The sequence below is a fragment of the Desulfobacterales bacterium genome (genome assembly GCA_034003325.1).
Classification (GTDB): domain Bacteria; phylum Desulfobacterota; class Desulfobacteria; order Desulfobacterales; family JAFDDL01; genus JAVEYW01.
In genome coordinates this window covers 209,816-227,402 of record JAVEYW010000004.1, presented here as the reverse complement: position 1 = coordinate 227,402, position 17,587 = coordinate 209,816, and the positions used below count along the sequence as shown (strand labels likewise).

Sequence of the window (17,587 nt, the reverse complement as noted above, 5' to 3'; positions counted from 1 at the left end):
ATGCGACCGCGACCCAATGGGGCATATTCGGTATAACAGGCTGTAATGGGCAGTATTCTCGTCCAATCAGATAACGCAGCGTTCCTTTGGTGGCCGAAATCAGTCCCGACTGTAAAACCCGCGTGTCGTTGCCGGCCGGAGTAGCCCGTGCCGTCAGGTCAACCCCGGTTCGAAATATAGAACAAAATTGCCACGTCTACTGGTTTTACCCCATTCCGCACGATGATAACTGCGGCTAAAAATAATTAGTTCCGGCATAGCCAGATCAGAACTAAGTGCCGCATTGCGAATGCGACATGAACCGATAAAAAAAGGAGAATTTAAAAATGGAACCATCAGCCGAAAAAATTAAAACCGGAAACAGTGTCAACGGTGTGGCTGTCGATGAACTCTTTAATACCATCGAGGCCGTCAAAAAATCGCCTGTCATTGCCACCTTTAAATTCAGAGCGGATAATATGTGGATCAAAGGCGGTCATAACCGGACCACCCTTAAAAACTTCCATGGCGTCCAGCAGGATCACGAACACCAGGCGCCCTTTGTGCTGGATGCCGACGAACCGCCGCTTCTGTTGGGACGGGACCTTGGCCCCAATCCCGTGGAGTATGCCCTGACCGCCTTGGCGGCATGCGTGACCACGTCCATCGTGTACCACGCCGCAGCCAGAGGCATCGTCATTCGATCAATGGAATCGAGACTGGAGGGCGATATCGATTTACAGGGGTTTCTCGGACTTCGGGATGATGTCCCCCGAGGCTATAAGGAAATCCGGATGTTCGTGAATATCGATGCGGATGCCCCTCCCGAAAAACTGGAAGAAATCGTGCAGTTGGGCCCTTCCTACTCCCCGGTTTTCGATACGATCACCCGGGCTGTGCCGGTAAAGGTCCAACTGGCGAAATAAATTCGAACCGGCCGGACATAATCGCCTTTGCCATTATCGACCACCGTGGCACGGGTCCGGATCGATATAACAGCCGAAAAGAAACGAGACGTCATGACTGCCAAGAAAAGCAAACCCGACGCTGAGGAAATAGAGCTGGAAAATCGGGAGTGGCTGGAATCCCTGGAAGATGTGTATCGCGGTCAGGGCCGGGAGCGCGTCCGGCAACTGCTGCGTCGTCTGCAATTCAGAGCGGGCGCATACGGCGTCGGCGCCGAGTGTTCATTTACCACGCCATACGTCAACACCATACCGGTGGCGCGGCAGGCGGTGTTTCCAGGCAGTCGTGAGATTGAGCGACGGATCAAAAGCATCATTCGTTGGAACGCCATGGCCATGGTGGTCCGGGCCAACCGCCGGGAAAGTGGCATCGGGGGGCACATTTCCACCTATGCTTCCTGCGCCACCCTCTTTGAGGTGGGATTTAACCATTTTTTCCGGGCCAAAAGCGGGAACCATCCCGGGGATATCATCTATTTCCAGGGCCATGCCGCTCCCGGTGTTTACGCTCGCGCCTTTCTGGAGGGGCGAATCAGCGAAACCCAACTGGAAAATTTCAGGCGGGAGTGCCAACCGGCCGGTGGCCTGTCTTCTTATCCCCACCCCTATCTGTTGCCCGGGTTCTGGCAGGTTCCGACTGTCTCCATGGGGCTTTCGCCGATTATGTCCATCTACCAGGCACGATTTGCCAGGTACCTCGCAGATCGCGGCCTCAAACCGCCGGACGACCAGAGAGTTTGGGCGTTTCTCGGTGACGGTGAAATGGACGAACCCGAATCGCTCGGGGCAGTTACCCTGGCGGCCCGGGAAAACCTGGACAACCTTATTTTTGTGATCAACTGCAACCTGCAACGTCTCGATGGGCCGGTGCGCGGCAATGGCAAGATCATTCAGGAACTGGAAACCGTCTTTCTCGGCGCTGGGTGGAACGTCATCAAGGTGATCTGGGGCGGCGATTGGGATCCGTTGCTGGCCGGGGATGAGAAAGGTCTGCTCGTGCGGCGCATGGAAGAGGTGCCCGACGGCCAGTACCAATTATATTCTGCAACCGACGGGGCGTTTATTCGAAAGGATTTTTTCGGAAAATATCCGGAACTCCTGGAGATGGTTCGCCATTATACGGACGAGCAATTGTGGAAACTTCGCCGGGGTGGTCACGACCCTGAAAAAGTCTATGCTGCCTATCATGCCGCAGTGAACCACAACGGATCGCCGACCGTGATTCTGGCAAAAACGATCAAGGGGTACGGGCTGGGCGAGGCCGGTGAAGGACGCAACGTGACCCATCAGCAAAAAAAGCTGAACGAAGAAGAACTGCGGCATTTCCGGAGTCGCTTCGGTATTCCGATTCCAGATGATAAGATCGGGGAAACACCCTTTTACCGGCCGGCGGCCGAGAGTGAAGAAATGAGGTATCTTGAAAACCGCCGGTCCGACCTGGGCGGATATGTGCCGAAACGGCGTACTTCCGCGGCCGCAGTAACCCCTGCCGGGCAGGCGGTTTTCGACGACCTCATGAAAGGCACCGGTGATCGCCAGGTGGCCACCACCATGGCGATGGTTCAACTGTTGGGGAAACTGCTGGCGGACAAAGCCTGTGGCAAGTACATCGTGCCCATCATTCCCGATGAAGCCCGAACGTTCGGCATGGAGTCACTCTTTCGCAAATACGGAATCTATTCGCACCTGGGACAACATTACGAACCGGTCGACAAAGACACGCTGCTTTATTACAAGGAGGCTCAAGACGGCCAGATCCTCGAGGAGGGCATCACCGAGGCCGGTTCGGTGTCTTCGTTTATCGCCGCCGGCACGGCCTATTCGACCTATGGCATTCGGACGGTTCCTTTTTTCTTTTTCTACTCGATGTTCGGATTCCAGCGCATCGGAGATCTGCTCTGGGCGGCTGGAGATGCCCGTGCGCGCGGATTTCTGGTGGGGGCAACCTCCGGCCGAACGACCCTGGCCGGTGAAGGGTTGCAGCATCAGGACGGGCACAGCCATGTGCTGGCGCTGGGCCATCCCTCAGTGCGCGCCTATGATCCGGCCTTTGCCTATGAGATCGCGGTCATTGTCCGGGAAGGCCTTCGCCGAATATTGGTCGAGGAAGAAGACCTCATCTATTATCTGACCGTAACGAACGAATTTTACCCGATGCCCGCTATGCCGGAGGGCGCCGAAGAAGGCATTCTGAAAGGATTGTACAAGTTTCGGACTTCCGGAAACCGGAAGACAAAGCTAAAGGCGCATCTGTTGGCCGGCGGCGCCATCATGAATGAAGCGCTCGGCGCACAGGTGCTGCTGGAGAATGATTTCGGTGTGGCCGCCGATGTGTGGAGTGTCACCAGTTATAAAAACCTTTATTGGGATGCCATTGGCGTCGAACGGGATAACCTTCGCCATCCGCGGCGGGAAGCACAACTTTCCCACATCGGCCGGCAGCTCGCGAATGAAACAGGCGTATTCGTGGCCGTTAGCGATTATCTCAAGGCGCTGCCCGCGATGATTGCCAAATGGGTGCCGGGTGACATGATGCTGCTCGGTACCGATGGCTACGGCCGCAGTGACAGCCGATCGGCGTTGCGGGATTTCTTTGAAGTCGATGCGCGGCATATCGCCTATGCGGCGCTCGGAGCCCTTCTGCGAGAGAAGCGGATAAGTCTCTCAAAGATGGAAAGCGCCGCGAAAAAACTCGACATTGATTCAAAAAAAGCAGACCCTCTCTTTTCATAGGATGAAATACGCATTATGATAAAAGAAATCAAAATCCCAGACATCAGTGAAAATGTCACCTTCGGAACGGTTGTCGGCATACTCGTCTCGCCGGGAGACGAGGTCGATGTAGATGATCCCATCATCGAGCTTGAGACCGACAAAGCGGTGGTTGAAATCCCCTCGCCGTACAAAGGTCGGATTACGGAGATTGTCGTCAAAGAAGGCGACGAGAAGAAGGTGGGCGATGTCATTGCTAAAATCGATACCGAACCAACAGCGGATGTCGGAAAGGAAGCCGGCCGGGAAAAAGCGCCAAAAGCCGATGCTGAAATAGCAGCGGCGGAAACGGAAAAAAAACCGGCAGATGCCAAAGTCGTGGAAGAAAATAGGGAAGAAGAAGAAAAAGAAGAATGGGTCCCGACGCCGGCATCATCTCCCTCGGTCCGCCGTTTTGCGCGGGAAATGGGCGTAGATATTCATGCGGTGCCGCCCGCCGGACCCGGTGACCGGATTACGGAGACCGACGTCAAGAGGTATGTAAAGCAGGTGCTCGCGGCCGGGGGTAAACGCAGTGGTTCGGCCGCTCGTGAGGAGGCGCGGGCGGGGCTTCCCGATTTCAGCCGCTGGGGGGAGATCGAAACCCGTGAGCTGGGTATGGTCCGCCGCCTGACCGCGGAAAGTACGTCCGTCGCATGGCGGTCGGTGGTGCACGTAACGCAGTTCGAGCGGGCGGATATTACGGGTGTAACGGCATTTATTCGTCAGCAAGCCGACAAAGTGGCTGATCAGGGCGGGAAGTTGACCCTTACGACCGTTCTGATGAAGATTTGCGCCGCGGCGCTCCTACGATTTCCCCAATTCAATGCCAGCATTGATCTGGAAAATAACCGGTTGATTTTGAAAAAATACGTCCATATCGGACTGGCGGTCGATACGCCGCGCGGTCTGTTGGTACCGGTCGTGCGGAATGTCGACCGTAAAACAATGACGGCCCTATCCATTGAAATTGTGGACCTGGCCCGGCGAGCGCGTGACAAAAAGATCAAGCCCGATGAAATGGAAGGGGGCTCTTTTACGATTTCAAACCAGGGCGGCATCGGCGGCACGAATTTTACCCCGGTGGTCTTTTGGCCCCAGGCCGCCATTCTGGGCATAAGCCGGGCATCTACCGAACCCGAATACTTCGACGGCGAGGTTCGGCCGCGGACCATGCTGCCGCTGGCACTTTCCTACGACCACCGAATCATGGACGGTGCCGATGCGGCACGGTTTCTTAATTATATTCGTGAGTGCATCGAGCAGCCCCTGATCCTGCATCTCGACTTGCCGTGAAAATGGCCCATATTTCAGACAATGATGGGTTTTTCATGCTGAAATTGATTTGCATTCTTGTGGAACCTTTTCTATCTTCTATCATAATTTCTTGTTTTATTCGCTATTCAGCTATTGAAATTACAGGAGCAAGCTGATGCCGACCCAAAAGAAAATCGCAGCGCCTCTCCGCCAACAGCCTGATATAACGAATAAGGGGCAGAAGCGTAAAAAAGCCGGTTCCGATTTTCCGATTGTGGGCATTGGTGCTTCGGCAGGCGGTTTGGAAACCCTGGAAGCCTTTTTTTCAAAAATGCCGGCTGATGCCCCCATCGCCTTTGTGATCATTCAGCACCTCAGTCCGCATCATAAAAGCATTATGGCGGAGCTTCTGGCAAAACACACCCCCCTTACCGTCCGGGAAATCGAAGACGGCATGCCCCTATCGCCGGGCTTCGTCTATCTGAACCCGCCTAATAAGAATGTGGCCATTTTCAACAGCTCCCTGCATCTGATGGAACCGGTCAAAGCAGGCGGCGTCAACATGCCCATCGATTTTTTCTTCCGGTCGCTCTCCGAGGATCAAAAGGAAATGGCCATCGGTATAATCCTTTCGGGTACGGCCACGGACGGAACCCTGGGGATCAAGGCCATCAAGGGCGAAGGCGGCATGGCCATGGTTCAGGATCCGGAAACGGCCAAATACGACGGCATGCCCATAAGCGCCATCGGAACGGGCGTGGTCGATTTCATCGTTCCGATAGATAGAATGCCGCAAACCCTGCTGGAGTATATCCGGCATCCATTTTTAAGTTCGCCGGGCAAGATTAAGCTGTCCGAAGCCGGCACCCAACAACAGCTTGAAAAAATTTACGCCCTTATCCGCAGCGCCACCGGGCACGATTTTTCAAATTACAAACCCAACACCATCCAGCGCCGTATCGAGCGCCGCCTGGCGGTTCATCAGCTCGACAAGCTTTCCGACTACGTTCTTTACCTGCAAAAGACCCCCGGGGAAGCCGCCATCCTGTTCAAGGACCTGTTGATCGGCGTGACGAATTTTTTCAGGGATCCAGATGCCTTTACCGCATTGGCGCAAAAGGGGGTCCAAAAAATACTGCAACGAAAAGATGGAAATGAGACGGTGCGCTGCTGGGTGGTGGGCTGCGCCACCGGCGAGGAGGCCTATTCGTTGGCCATCCTGTTTGCAGAAGCCATGGAAAAAATAGACAAACGCTTGAATTTAAATATTTTCGCCTCCGACATCGATGAGGCGGCCATCGAAACCGCCCGCAAAGGGGTTTATCCCGAAAGCATTGCCGTGGATGTTTCCAAGGAGCGCTTAAAGCGGTTTTTTACGACCGAACAGGGCATGTGCAAGGTTAAGCAGCAGATCCGCGACATGGTCATATTCTCACTTCAAAGTATCATCAAAGACCCTCCTTTTTCAAAGCTGGACCTGGTGTGCTGCAGAAATCTGCTGATCTATCTGAATGCGCCGCTGCAGAAAAAAATCATCCCGTTGCTGCACTATGCCATGAATCCGGAAGGCATCTTGTTTCTGGGGAGTGCGGAGTCGATCGGCGAGTTTGATGATTTGTTTGAACCCCTGGACAGCCGGTGGAAGATCTATCAATACAAGGAGGGGCATTCCCGCAAACCCATCGATTATCCGACCAACAGAGCGCTTGACGGTGTGGCCCGAAGCGCATCCGAGGCGGCCCCTCCCCCGCGGAGACCGGTCGATCTGCAAGCCCTAGCTGAGAAAACGGTTTTGGACCAATACGCAGCCTCGGCCGTGTTGATCGATGAGAAGTACGAGATTTTGCATTTTGTGGGCCGGAGCGAAAAGTACCTTGTGCCGCCGACCGGCAAGCCCAGCTTCAACCTTTTGAACATGGTGCGGCCGGACCTCAAGCTCGACCTGACCGCCACGCTGCACCAGGCGAAAATTGAAAAAAAACGCACCACCCGCAACGGCATTCGGGTTCAATACGACAACGCTTATTGCATGGTGAACCTCTCCGTGAGCCCGTTCACCGATAAGCGACTGCCCACCGGGCTTTTACTGGTTGTCTTTGAGGAAAAGACCCGGGAGTACACAACCGATCACACCACACCGGATGCGTCGCCGAAAACAGCCCGGGGAACCATCAAAAGTTCAAACACCCGGCAGCTGGAACAGGAACTGCAATCGACCCGTGACTATCTTCAGACCACCATCGAAAAACTGGAAACCGCCAACGAGGAGCTGCAATCGACCAACGAGGAGTTGCAATCGGTCAACGAGGAACTGCAAAGCACAAACGAAGAACTGGAAACCTCCAAGGAGGAATTGCAATCGACCAATGAAGAGCTCAACACGGTCAATACGGAGCTTCAAAACAAGGTTCAGGAACTGTCCAGGACCAGCGACGACCTGAACAACTTGCTCAGCGCCACCGACATCGCCTCCCTCTTTTTGGACACCCGCCTTTGCATCAAACGCTACACACCGGCCGCGGCACGGATCATCAAGCTGATTCCGACCGACATTAACAGACCCTTAAACGACCTTAAGACCAGCTTTCCGCAGGTCGATCTGGCGCAACGGGCCCAACGCGTGCTCGATGATCTCAATACCCTGGAAATGCAGATCGAATCGGAAGACCATATTTCGTATCAGGTCAAAGTCATGCCGTACCGCACGACGGACAATGTCATTGACGGCGTGGTGATGACATTTATTAATATTCAGCCGCAGGTCGGTCAATTAAAGCGTTTTGCCACAGTTCTGGAAGACTCCAATGATGCGATTATGGTACAGGATTTTAAAGGCCGGATTTTGGCCTGGAACAAGGGCGCCCAAAAAATGTACGGTTGGACGGAAGCAGAGGCGCTGCAAATGAATGTCGCGGCCCTTCTCCCCGAAGAGAGGCAACGGGAGGTTCAGGCGATGATCGATAAGATTCAACAGGGTGAAACCGTGCGATCCTTTAAAACCCGGCGCAAAACCAAATCCGGTTCGATCCTGGATGTCTGGATGACCGTGACGCCGCTGACGGATGGAAGCGGGCGGCCCGTTGAAATAGCGACCACCGAACGGAACCTGGCATGGTTATCTGAAGGGAAACCGCAGTAGTGAAAAACGATTCTTTCGATACGGAAGGCGGCCGGAAACTCAGGCAAAAGGCTGAACGGTTGCTGGATCAGGCGGACGCCGACGAAGAGCTGACCGGCATGCCACCTAAAGAGATCGCCAAGCTGGTCCATGAACTTCGCGTTCACCAGATGGAGCTCAAGATGCAAAACGATGAGCTGCGTCGCATTCAGGCCGAACTAGAAAAAACCCGGAATCGCTATGTCCATTTGTACGATTTTGCGCCCACGGCCTATTTTACCGTCGATGAAACGGGCGCTGTCGCGGCAGCGAACCTGACCGCCGCCTGCATCCTGGACCGGCCGCGGGCGACCCTTGTCGGCCGGACTTTCAGTCATTTTATTTCCGGTGAAGACCGGGATATCTGGTATCTTCATCGCAAGCGCCTTCTGGAAACCGGAGATTTCCAGTCCTTCCAACTCAGGTTGGTCAAAAACGACGGCAGTGTATTTTACGTCCATCTGGAATGCCTGCGGGTTCAAGACGGTAGCAGTGAGAACAAGCATATTCGAATTGCGGTCACCGATATCACGGGCCTCAAACGGGCCGAGGACGCGCTGAGGCAACTGAATGAAACCCTGGAACAGCAGGTGGCCGAGCGTACCGAACTGGCCGAAAGCCGCGCCGGGCAGCTTCAGACCCTGGCCGTGAACCTGATCGAGGCCGAAGAGCGCGAAAGGCAGCGGATCGCAACCCTGTTGCACGAGGATCTGCAGCAGATTCTGGCCGCCGCCCGGTTCCAGGTGCAAGCGGTTCATGAGAGCATGCCCCGGGTAACCAAGCTCGCGGATGTGGCGCAGATGCTCTCAAGGGCGATTGACAAATCGCGACATCTGTCTTACGAGCTGAGCCCTTCGATCATACACTATTCGGGGCTGGTGGACACGCTGCGGTGGTTGGCCCGGCAGATGCGTGAGCGGTTCGGGCTCGAGGTTCATATCACAGCGGAGGAGTTCCGGGAAATTGACAGCACACCCTTGAAGACTTTCATCTTCCGGGTTGCGCAGGAGCTATTGTTCAATGTGGTCAAGCATGCCGGGGTGCAACGAGCTCAGGTGCACCTCTCCGCCGGCTCCGGGCACACCCTTTCGATCACCGTCAGTGACGAGGGGAGAGGGTTCGATCCCGCCATCTTGAGATCATCCGCGGCGGCCCCCGGTTTGGGACTTCTGAGCCTTTGGGAGCGCGCCGACTATGTCGGGGGCAGTTTGGTAATCGACAGCGCACCGGGGCAGGGGAACCGAATCACCCTCAGCGTTCCCACCACCCTTACCCGAAAAATGCCGATCTGATTCGAACCCCTGATCCAACCGTTGCCACCCGTGGGGGTCAACGCCGGCTTTCCCGGGCCTTCACGCGGATTGCACCGATAACGGATCATCGGTCATGGGGTCCGTATCCTCGTTTGGTTCGTTCTCGATGAGCGTTTGGATGATTCGGGGAAGATAGCGGTCGACTTCATTTGCCCGGAGTGTGCACCCGCCGGCTTCCCGGTGACCGCCGCCGCCGTATTCGGAAAGCATTCGGCCGATATTCACCCGGCAGACCCGATTGAATATATTGTGCCCCACGCTGATCCGGACCCTCTCCTTGCGCTCATCCCGGTAGCAAATCTCGATAGCGGCGAGCATATCGGGAAAGAGGGTATAGATCAGAAAGCGATTGCCTTTTTGAAGCGGATGGATCGGGCGGTAATCGGTAAGCGACACCCGGTCCTTTAACCGGGTTCGTGATTTCAGCAACACTTTGAATTGCCGGTCCTGTTCAATGGTGTTGCTGCATCGCTTCCGGACATCGTCGTCCGTGAGCACGCCGTGAATGTCCGTATTTCTCAGCAGGGAAACCACCTTCTCGACATAGGCCGTTTCGGATAGGCCGGGAGTGGTGTGCGGCAGGGTCAGTGACAGGAGAAAGTAGGGGTCATTTTCGGGGTGAAGGACGTCTTCAACGGTAAAATCCGCGCTATCAATTTTATCCGCCTTTTTGACCAGCCGGCAAAACCGGCCGTTGAACCGGTTCCGGTAATAATTGTAAATCACTCTTGCCGCCGATGGGGCGAGTTGGAAAGCCCCCTGGAACTGGTGTGTCGGAATGTTGCTGTAATGATGATCAAACCACAAACCGCAGCGAGGATCAAACGGCAGATTGGCCAGAATATCCCGTTCGTCGATGTCAATCCCGGTTTGTTGAACTTCGTCCGGCTGAACCCATTTCACCGGCCGCTCGATGGCCATGGCTTCCAACAACAGAACCGCGCAAACAACCCCGTCAAAATCCGGACGCGTGACGATTCTTAACTGATTCATAAGAAATACCCGCTTGTTCTGAATGGTTCGGCATAGACCGGCAAAGCCTGATCAGTATTTTATTATCCGTTATTTTCTCCCGCAGGGAAATACATGATTTCCCCCATTTTTTGGAGAAGGGGGAAGCAACCCGTCGGGGTGGCGCTCGGGCTGACATAAAGAATGATCCATCGGGCTGGGCCGGTATGGGGCACAGGTTGCATATACCGTCCGATCGGGAAACGATTACAGGCTGAACCCTATTCCCCCGACGGCGCGGTTGGGGATAGAATTCGGGTAATTGCTGAATTTTGCGAATTAACAGGTGTTTCAACCGGTACGGGAGAATAATATGAAACGGATGATCAGCGTGACGGGCGTGGCGATGCTGCTTTTTCTCATCGGCCTGCTGCCGGCGTCTCAAGCGGGCGCGCATTGTGAAATCCCCTGCGGGATCTATGATGACCATCTGCGTATCGCGATGATCGCAGAGGATGCGACCACGATCGAAAAAGCCATGAAGCAGATAAAAGAGTTGAGCGAACAAAAACCCGTCAATTATAACCAACTGGTGCGATGGGTCGTCAACAAGGAAGCGCACGCCGATAAAATCCAGGAGGTTGTTTATCAGTACTTTTTGGCCCAGCGAATCAAGCCGGACGCCGACAAATACGAGGAGAAACTCAAACTCTTGCATAAACTGCTGGTCACGGCCATGCAGTGCAAGCAAACCGTTGACTTGTCTCACGTGGAGACGTTGCGTACCCTGTTGAAGTCGTTTGAGACCCTGTACTTTGGACCCGCCCATCCGTAGCGCTCAGCGCCTCCATAACTCATCGAACGGATATATCCTTCGTGGGACCGGTGGGCCGGAATCTACGGTGCGCAACCGGCCCGTTTCCGTCCCGTGACTGCCATGAATGATCAATTCAGCGATGAAAAAATAGCGCGGCGGATCGAGGCGCTCAGAGCGGAGAAAGATACGGTTTTGAACGCCTATAATGATTTGAAGGCATCTGAAAGGATGTATCGCCTCATCCTGGAAAGCATATCGGACGCGGTGGTGCTTACCGATGCCGGGGGAAACATCACGTATGCCAGCCCCAATACCACGACGGTGATAGGCCTTTCCTGTGAGCAGGTGAGTGCGTCGGGGACCATTTATTGTCTGTTGAATGCCGATGTCCGGGACATTCCGGCGCTGAAAGGAAAAGGAGACGTCGTCCACAGGGAATGGGTGATCTCCGAAAAATCCGGTCATCAACGGGTGCTGTCCATCCGCATTCATCCGGTCGAGAGCAAACCCGGCAGTGCGCTGTATGTGATGCGCGATATCACGGGGACGGTACGGTCGGAACACGTGGAAATAGCCTTGCGGGAAAGCGAAACACGGTTTCGCATGGTGGTGGAAAACTCATGGGACGGTATTCACCAACTGGATCTGCGAACTGGTCGTTATATATTCATGAGCCCTTCCCGGGAAAGGCTGTCGGGGTTCAGATCCGAAGAACAGATAAGATCGATGACGGAATTTGAAAGGCGCCTTCATCCCGAAGACCGCATCGCTTTTGGCACCTATCTGGCAGGGATCATAGCCGGTGAGGTAATTGAAAAAACAATTGAATATCGATGGCAGGTTAAAAGCGGCGCTTACCGTTGGTTCAGCGACAGCCGCCGCGCCGTATTTGATGAAAACGGCAAGGCGGTTGCATTGATCGGCGTCAGCCGGGACATCACCGAATCCAAAAATATTCAAGCGGCACTCGAAGTGTCAAAAAGGGAACTTGAAAAGACCGTTGCCGAGCGAACCGCTGAATTGGAATTGCGCAACAGACAACTGCACGAGCTTTCGCGGCATACCATTTCAGCCATGGAAAACGATCGAAAAGCGCTGTCGAAGGAAATTCACGACAGTATCGGCGGCAGCCTGTCCGCAATTAAAATGATGCTGGAAACCAGGTTGCATGAGCACTTTAAACTGCTGTTGCCCGATGAGGAAATCACGTCGTTGGAACAAATCATCGGTTACCTGGCCGACACCATCAAGGAAAGCAAACGCATATCCCATCAGATGCGCTCACTGGCGCTCGACGATTTCGGACTGACGGCCGCGATCTCTGAAAACATAAAAAATTTCAAACAATTTTATACGGACATAGCGGTGGATTTTCAGATTAATGTGTCCCGGGAGGATATCCCCGATGAGATCACGACGGTTATCTACCGAATAGTTCAAGAAGCGCTGAACAATGTCGGGAAACACAGCAGCGCGGGCAAGGTGCGTATCGAGCTTGCTGAGTCGGACAATAGGCTTTCTCTCAAGGTTGAGGACGATGGATGCGGGTTTGATGTTCTTCAGGCGCTTGACCTGGATCAAACGATGAGCGGTTTTGGGCTGCGCAGCATGAAAGAGCGGGTTGAAATCTGCAACGGGGAATTTCGGGTAACTTCTGAACCGGGAAAGGGAACGATTCTGTTTGCATCGATACCGAATGGTCCCCTGAACAGTGGACGATCAGCATTCAGTGCTGCCGGGAGGGTTCAGGGAGCAAAAACTTAAGGAAAAAGCAGTTTCAATTTTTCAATTAAACAAGCCCGGCCCTCGCATTTGTTCCATAATCCGTTAAAGCCGGCATCAGCGATTTTCGTTTCGATCTGATCGGTCGATTCATGGAAGCCCAGAAGCAGAATTTTTAATTCCGGAAGCTGTTGTTTAAGGCGCTGAATATCCGAAAGCCCGGCCATGCCCTCGCCTGAAAGCGCTAAATCAAACAACAAAAGATCCGGCTTGGTTTTTTCTGCCAATGCCACGACACGGCTTCTCAGGGGGGTTTTGCCGATAATCGAAAATCCCATAAAGGATAAGGTGTCCGACAGCGCCCTTGATAACATCTCATTGGATTCGGCAATCAGGACCGCTTTTGACATGAAGTGAGACTCCTCTCCTGAATGTCTATTCCATAGCGTTTGCGACACTGAAAGCCAATGGGGTCTGGACAGTATACCGGGTTTCAAACTGCTTTAGCACGGCGTTATGGCCTTCGAACGTTCTTTATTCTTGCCTTTTTAGAGGCTATTTGATCATATCAGTCATTATGAAATGGCAGGGAAAGGTCGACCTGCCGAACCAATTCGGAAACAGACCCTAACCCGGCAAAGCCGGAAGCTGGGCGGCTGGGATGCTTGGCAGCTAACAACCTTCTCCACTGATACACGCTTTTTCGTGCATGTTTTTGATAAAGGGCATAATGCGTCATGTGATCACAGGTTTTTTAGGGCTTTTGTTATTGGCCGGGCTTTATGTCTGTGGCCGTTACAATTACCTGCTTTTTCACAGCATCGCCGAAATTTTTTCGATTATCATCGCCTGCGGCATTTTCATGGTGGCCTGGAACTGCCGGCGGTATCTGGATAATCAATATCTGCTGTTTATCGGTGTGGCTTATTTGTTTATCGGCATGCTGGATCTGGCGCATACCTTTGCATATAAAGGGATGCCTCTCCTGCACGGTTTTGATGCCAACGCGCCGACTCAGTTGTGGATCGCCGCGCGCTATCTTGAGAGTTTGACGTGGCTGGCGGCCCCCCTGATGTTGCGCCGGCGGATCAATGCGGCTTTTTATCTTCTTGGTTACGCACTGATCGTCCTTTTTCTGCTGGTTACGATTTTATACTGGCGCATTTTCCCCGATTGTTTTCTTGAAGGCGCCGGCGGATTGACCCCTTTCAAAAGGGTCAGTGAATATATCATCATTCTGATCTTGTCGGCCTCCGGCGGATTCCTTCTGAAACACCGCCACCGATTCCACCCCAACATCCTTTTCCTGCTGCTGGCCTCCATCGGCATAAAGGCGCTTTCAGAGCTTTTATTTACCGCCTATGCCGGTGTATACGGTTTTTCAAACATGCTCGGGCATTTTTTCAAGATCGTTTCCTTTTATCTGATATATCGGGCGATTATACAAACCGGCTTGGCGAAACCCTTTGAACTGCTTTTCCGGGAGTTGCACCAAAACAAAGAGTGGCTGCAAACGACGCTCAGAAGCATCGCGGATGGGGTTATCGCTGCCGATACCTACGGCGGGGTCACCTTTATGAACAAGGTGGCCGAGGACCTGACCGGCTGGCCCATGGACGAATCCGTTGGAAAACCGGTAAAAGACATATTCCGCATTGTCAATGCACAATCCCGGGCGGTTGTGGAAGACCCGGTGAGCAAGGTGCTGAAAAGCGCCAGGATTGAAGCACTTGCCAACCACACGGTGCTGCTTCGAAGGGGCGGCGGTGACATCCCCATTGACGATAGCGGCGCACCCATTCAGGATGCCAAAGGACGGATGCTGGGGGTGGTGCTCGTATTCCGGGATATCACCGGGCGCATGCAGGCTGCGAACCTGCTCAAAAGAAGTCATGAGCGCCTGGAGCTTTTGGCCAAAGTGGCTGAAAATTTGCTGCGCGCCGAAGACCCGTTGGTGATCGTCGATAAGATCTGCCGGCTTGTTATGACGCACCTGGATTGCCAGTTTTTCTTCAATTATATCGTCGAATCACCGGGCGAATTATTGCATCTCAATGCGAGTGCCGGCATTCCGGAGGAGGCTGCTGCCGCGATCCGGGAACTTCAATTTGGCGTAGCGGTCTGCGGGTGTGTCGCACGCGAAGGGGAACGTATTATTGTCGAAAACATTCAGTGCAGTGATGATCCGCGGACCGAGCTGGTAAAATCCTTTGGCGTTCAGGCCTATTGCTGTCATCCGCTGCTGGCGCAGGGCCGACTGATCGGCACCTTGTCCTTCGGAACCAGCACACGGCCTCAGTTTGCCCCTGATGAAACCACGTTGATGAAATCGGTCGCGGACCAGGTGGCTGTGGCCATGCAACGGTTACAGACGGAAAAACAGCTGATCGAGTTGAATGACACGCTGTTGCAGCAGGTGGCTGAACGCAGCAAACTGGCCGAGGCCCGCGCCGGGCAGCTTCAGGCCCTGGCCGTGGAACTGACTGAGGCCGAGGAGCTGGAGCGGCAGCGCATCGCTCAGGTGCTGCACGACGATCTTCAGCAAATCCTTGCCGCTGCCAAGCTCCACTTGCAGTGCGCTTATGAGAACCTGCCACCTGAACCGATGCTACAAAAGGTGGAAGCAATGCTGGTGGAATCCATTCGCAAATCGCGTCGTCTGTCTCACGAGTTGAGTCCACCGGTGCTGCACCATTCCGACCTGTTTACCGCCCTTCAGTGGTTGGTCCGCCGAATGAACGAGCAATTCGGGGTACAGGTTCAATTGGAAATCCATACACAAAAACGCTTTGAATTTGAACCCCTGAAGCGTTTCTTCTTCCGTGCCTCGCAGGAGTTGCTGTTCAACGTGGTCAAGCATGCCGGGGTGAAAGCGGCGCACATTCTTCTTTCGGAGGAAGACGAGAAACTGGTTATCACCGTCAGTGATGAGGGCCGGGGATTCAACCCCGAAATCCTGCAGTCCGCCTCGGTGAAGTCCGGCTTGGGGCTGATCAGTTTGCGGGAGCGCGCGCACGCGCTCGGCGGATGTCTTACGATCGAAAGTGCACCGGAACGGGGCAGCCGTTTCACCCTGAGTGTTCCTCTCGGAATGACAAAAGCGACAGCACCGGAAGCACCGGCCGGCGTTCGAAAACGTCGCACGACGACCGAACAACCCGTTGACGACGAAATCGGTGGCACCCGGGTGCTGTTTGTCGACGATCATAAGGTGATGCGCAAGGGGTTGATCGGGCTGTTCTCCGGGCAACCGGAGATCCGGGTGGTGGGTGAGGCCGCCAATGGCCGGGAAGCCATCGAACAGGTCCGTCAGCTTCTGCCGGATGTGGTCGTGATGGACATCTCGATGCCGATAATGGACGGTATCGAGGCGACCCGGCAGATCAAGGCCGGGTGGCCCGCCGTGCGCATCATCGGCCTGTCGATGCATGAGGATGAGCAAATTACGCTGAGAATGCGTGAGGCGGGTGCGGACGAAGTGGTGAACAAAACCGCATCCTCGGCTGAATTACTGAAGGCAATCTATGGACCGGCGAACACCGCCGGTTGCAACTGATTGACGATGCAGTTCGCGGCGATGCAACCCCCGATATTCAGGTAGCGGGGGATGTCCGGCACGTGAATGAGAGGCTGCTCATTAACGCCATTTTGTTTTAAAGGGAGCACGGATGAGAATTGCGCCGCATAAAGTCATAGGGGCGATCGCGCTGTCGGTGATCGTTATTCTTCTTTTGTGGGCGGGCGTGGCCAGTGTCGACAGGTCGCCCTGGGGGCCCCCGCTCAAGTTGTCCATAGCGGTTGCTCCAGCGATTTACTCCGGCCTGATTGCCGTGGCGGATGAAAAGAACTATTTCAAAGAGGCGGGTCTCGATATCTCGATTCAACCTTATCCGTCGGGATTGGAGGCATTGAGAGCGATGTGCCGGGGGGATGCCCGGGTGGCTACTGCGGCAGATGTCGCATTTTCCGTTGAAGTGCTGAAAGATCCCGCCCTTCGTGTTCTGGCATCCATCGGTACAACCGAGGGAAGTAAAATCGTGGCCAGAAAGGATAGGGGCATTCGAACGCCCTCCGATCTGAGAGGAAAGCGCATCGGTTTCAGCGCGGATACGGTAAGCGACTATTTCCTTTACACTTTTCTCTTGATTGAAAACATTTCGCCAAATGAGGTTACGGCCGTGAACATTGCCCCGGCTCGCCAGGTCGAGGTCCTGTTGAACGGGGAGGTGGATGCAGTCTCGGCTTTCGAAATTTTCGCTTACGAGGCGACCGTGCGTCTGGACGCGAACGGTGTCTCCTGGTCCAGCCAGAATAACCTCGACTACCATTGGATCCTGGCTATGAAGGACGGCGCTGTCCGATCGGCCGAACCGTTGAAAAGGCTTCTTTCCGCCTTACTGAAGGCAGAGTCGTTTGTGCGATCCGATGAGGCTGAGGCAAAACGCCTCGTTGCCCGCAAATGGGGGTTTGATCCGGCATTTGTTGAAGCGTCCTGGCGGCAAACCCGATTGGAAGTTTTATTTAACCAGTCCATGGTCAATGCCCTGCAAAATTATGTTCAGTGGAAACTGAAAAAGGCGGGAAGAACCGAAGTGCCACCCGATGTCTTGCAATACCTGCATACCGACGTAATGGACGCGGTAGCGCCTGAATTGGTCACACTATACAGGTAGGC

General features: G+C 54.2%; 11 protein-coding genes. 9 read left to right on the top strand and 2 right to left on the bottom strand.

The genetic code is table 11. The annotated features are described in order from the left end of the window. Positions 1 to 326 precede the first annotated feature (326 nt). The 5 genes from RBT11_05930 (at position 327) to RBT11_05910 (ending at position 9,401) form a co-directional block, all read left to right on the top strand. Entirely contained in the window at positions 327 to 905 is a 579-nt protein-coding gene (locus RBT11_05930; GenBank protein ID MDX9786290.1) for an OsmC family protein, read from the top strand. Between the two features lie 93 nt (positions 906 to 998). Then, entirely contained in the window at positions 999 to 3,677 is a 2,679-nt protein-coding gene (gene aceE, locus RBT11_05925; protein ID MDX9786289.1) for a pyruvate dehydrogenase (acetyl-transferring), homodimeric type, read from the top strand. A gap of 15 nt (positions 3,678 to 3,692) precedes the next feature. Continuing rightward, on the top strand, positions 3,693 to 4,991 hold the full coding sequence (locus tag RBT11_05920; GenBank protein ID MDX9786288.1) for a 2-oxo acid dehydrogenase subunit E2: 1,299 nt from the start codon (positions 3,693 to 3,695) through the stop codon (positions 4,989 to 4,991). Between the two features lie 136 nt (positions 4,992 to 5,127). Beyond that, a complete protein-coding gene (locus RBT11_05915) occupies positions 5,128 to 8,091 on the top strand; it encodes a chemotaxis protein CheB (GenBank protein ID MDX9786287.1) in 2,964 nt (987 codons plus the stop codon). Then, the gene (locus RBT11_05910; GenBank protein MDX9786286.1) at positions 8,091 to 9,401 is read left to right on the top strand and encodes a PAS domain S-box protein; all 1,311 of its coding nucleotides are present in this window, start codon (positions 8,091 to 8,093) and stop codon (positions 9,399 to 9,401) included. The genes RBT11_05915 and RBT11_05910 overlap by 1 nt, the downstream gene beginning before the upstream one ends. Positions 9,402 to 9,461: 60 nt before the next feature. Here the strand turns inward: RBT11_05910 and RBT11_05905 are convergent, their stop codons facing one another. Beyond that, a complete protein-coding gene (locus tag RBT11_05905; protein MDX9786285.1) occupies positions 9,462 to 10,415 on the bottom strand; it encodes an exopolyphosphatase in 954 nt (317 codons plus the stop codon). A 331-nt stretch (positions 10,416 to 10,746) separates the two neighbouring features. Here RBT11_05905 and RBT11_05900 point away from each other — a divergent pair, with 331 nt between their 5' ends. Beyond that, positions 10,747 to 11,208 (top strand): superoxide dismutase [Ni], encoded by a 462-nt coding sequence (locus tag RBT11_05900; protein MDX9786284.1) that lies wholly within the window; start codon positions 10,747 to 10,749, stop codon positions 11,206 to 11,208. Positions 11,209 to 11,310: 102 nt separating this feature from the next. Next, positions 11,311 to 12,954: a PAS domain S-box protein gene (locus RBT11_05895; GenBank protein ID MDX9786283.1), complete on the top strand. Its 1,644-nt coding sequence runs from the start codon at positions 11,311 to 11,313 to the stop codon at positions 12,952 to 12,954. On the opposite strand, the gene RBT11_05890 is transcribed toward RBT11_05895, so the two are convergent. Continuing rightward, positions 12,951 to 13,322, bottom strand: coding sequence for a response regulator (locus tag RBT11_05890; protein ID MDX9786282.1), 372 nt, complete (start codon positions 13,320 to 13,322; stop codon positions 12,951 to 12,953). The genes RBT11_05895 and RBT11_05890 overlap by 4 nt on opposite strands. Positions 13,323 to 13,642: 320 nt before the next feature. Here RBT11_05890 and RBT11_05885 point away from each other — a divergent pair, with 320 nt between their 5' ends. After that, positions 13,643 to 16,468 carry an MASE3 domain-containing protein gene (locus RBT11_05885; protein MDX9786281.1) on the top strand — a complete coding sequence of 942 codons (2,826 nt, stop codon included), beginning with the start codon at positions 13,643 to 13,645 and terminating at the stop codon, positions 16,466 to 16,468. A gap of 112 nt (positions 16,469 to 16,580) precedes the next feature. Continuing rightward, positions 16,581 to 17,585 carry an ABC transporter substrate-binding protein gene (locus RBT11_05880; GenBank protein MDX9786280.1) on the top strand — a complete coding sequence of 335 codons (1,005 nt, stop codon included), beginning with the start codon at positions 16,581 to 16,583 and terminating at the stop codon, positions 17,583 to 17,585. Positions 17,586 to 17,587 lie beyond the last annotated feature (2 nt).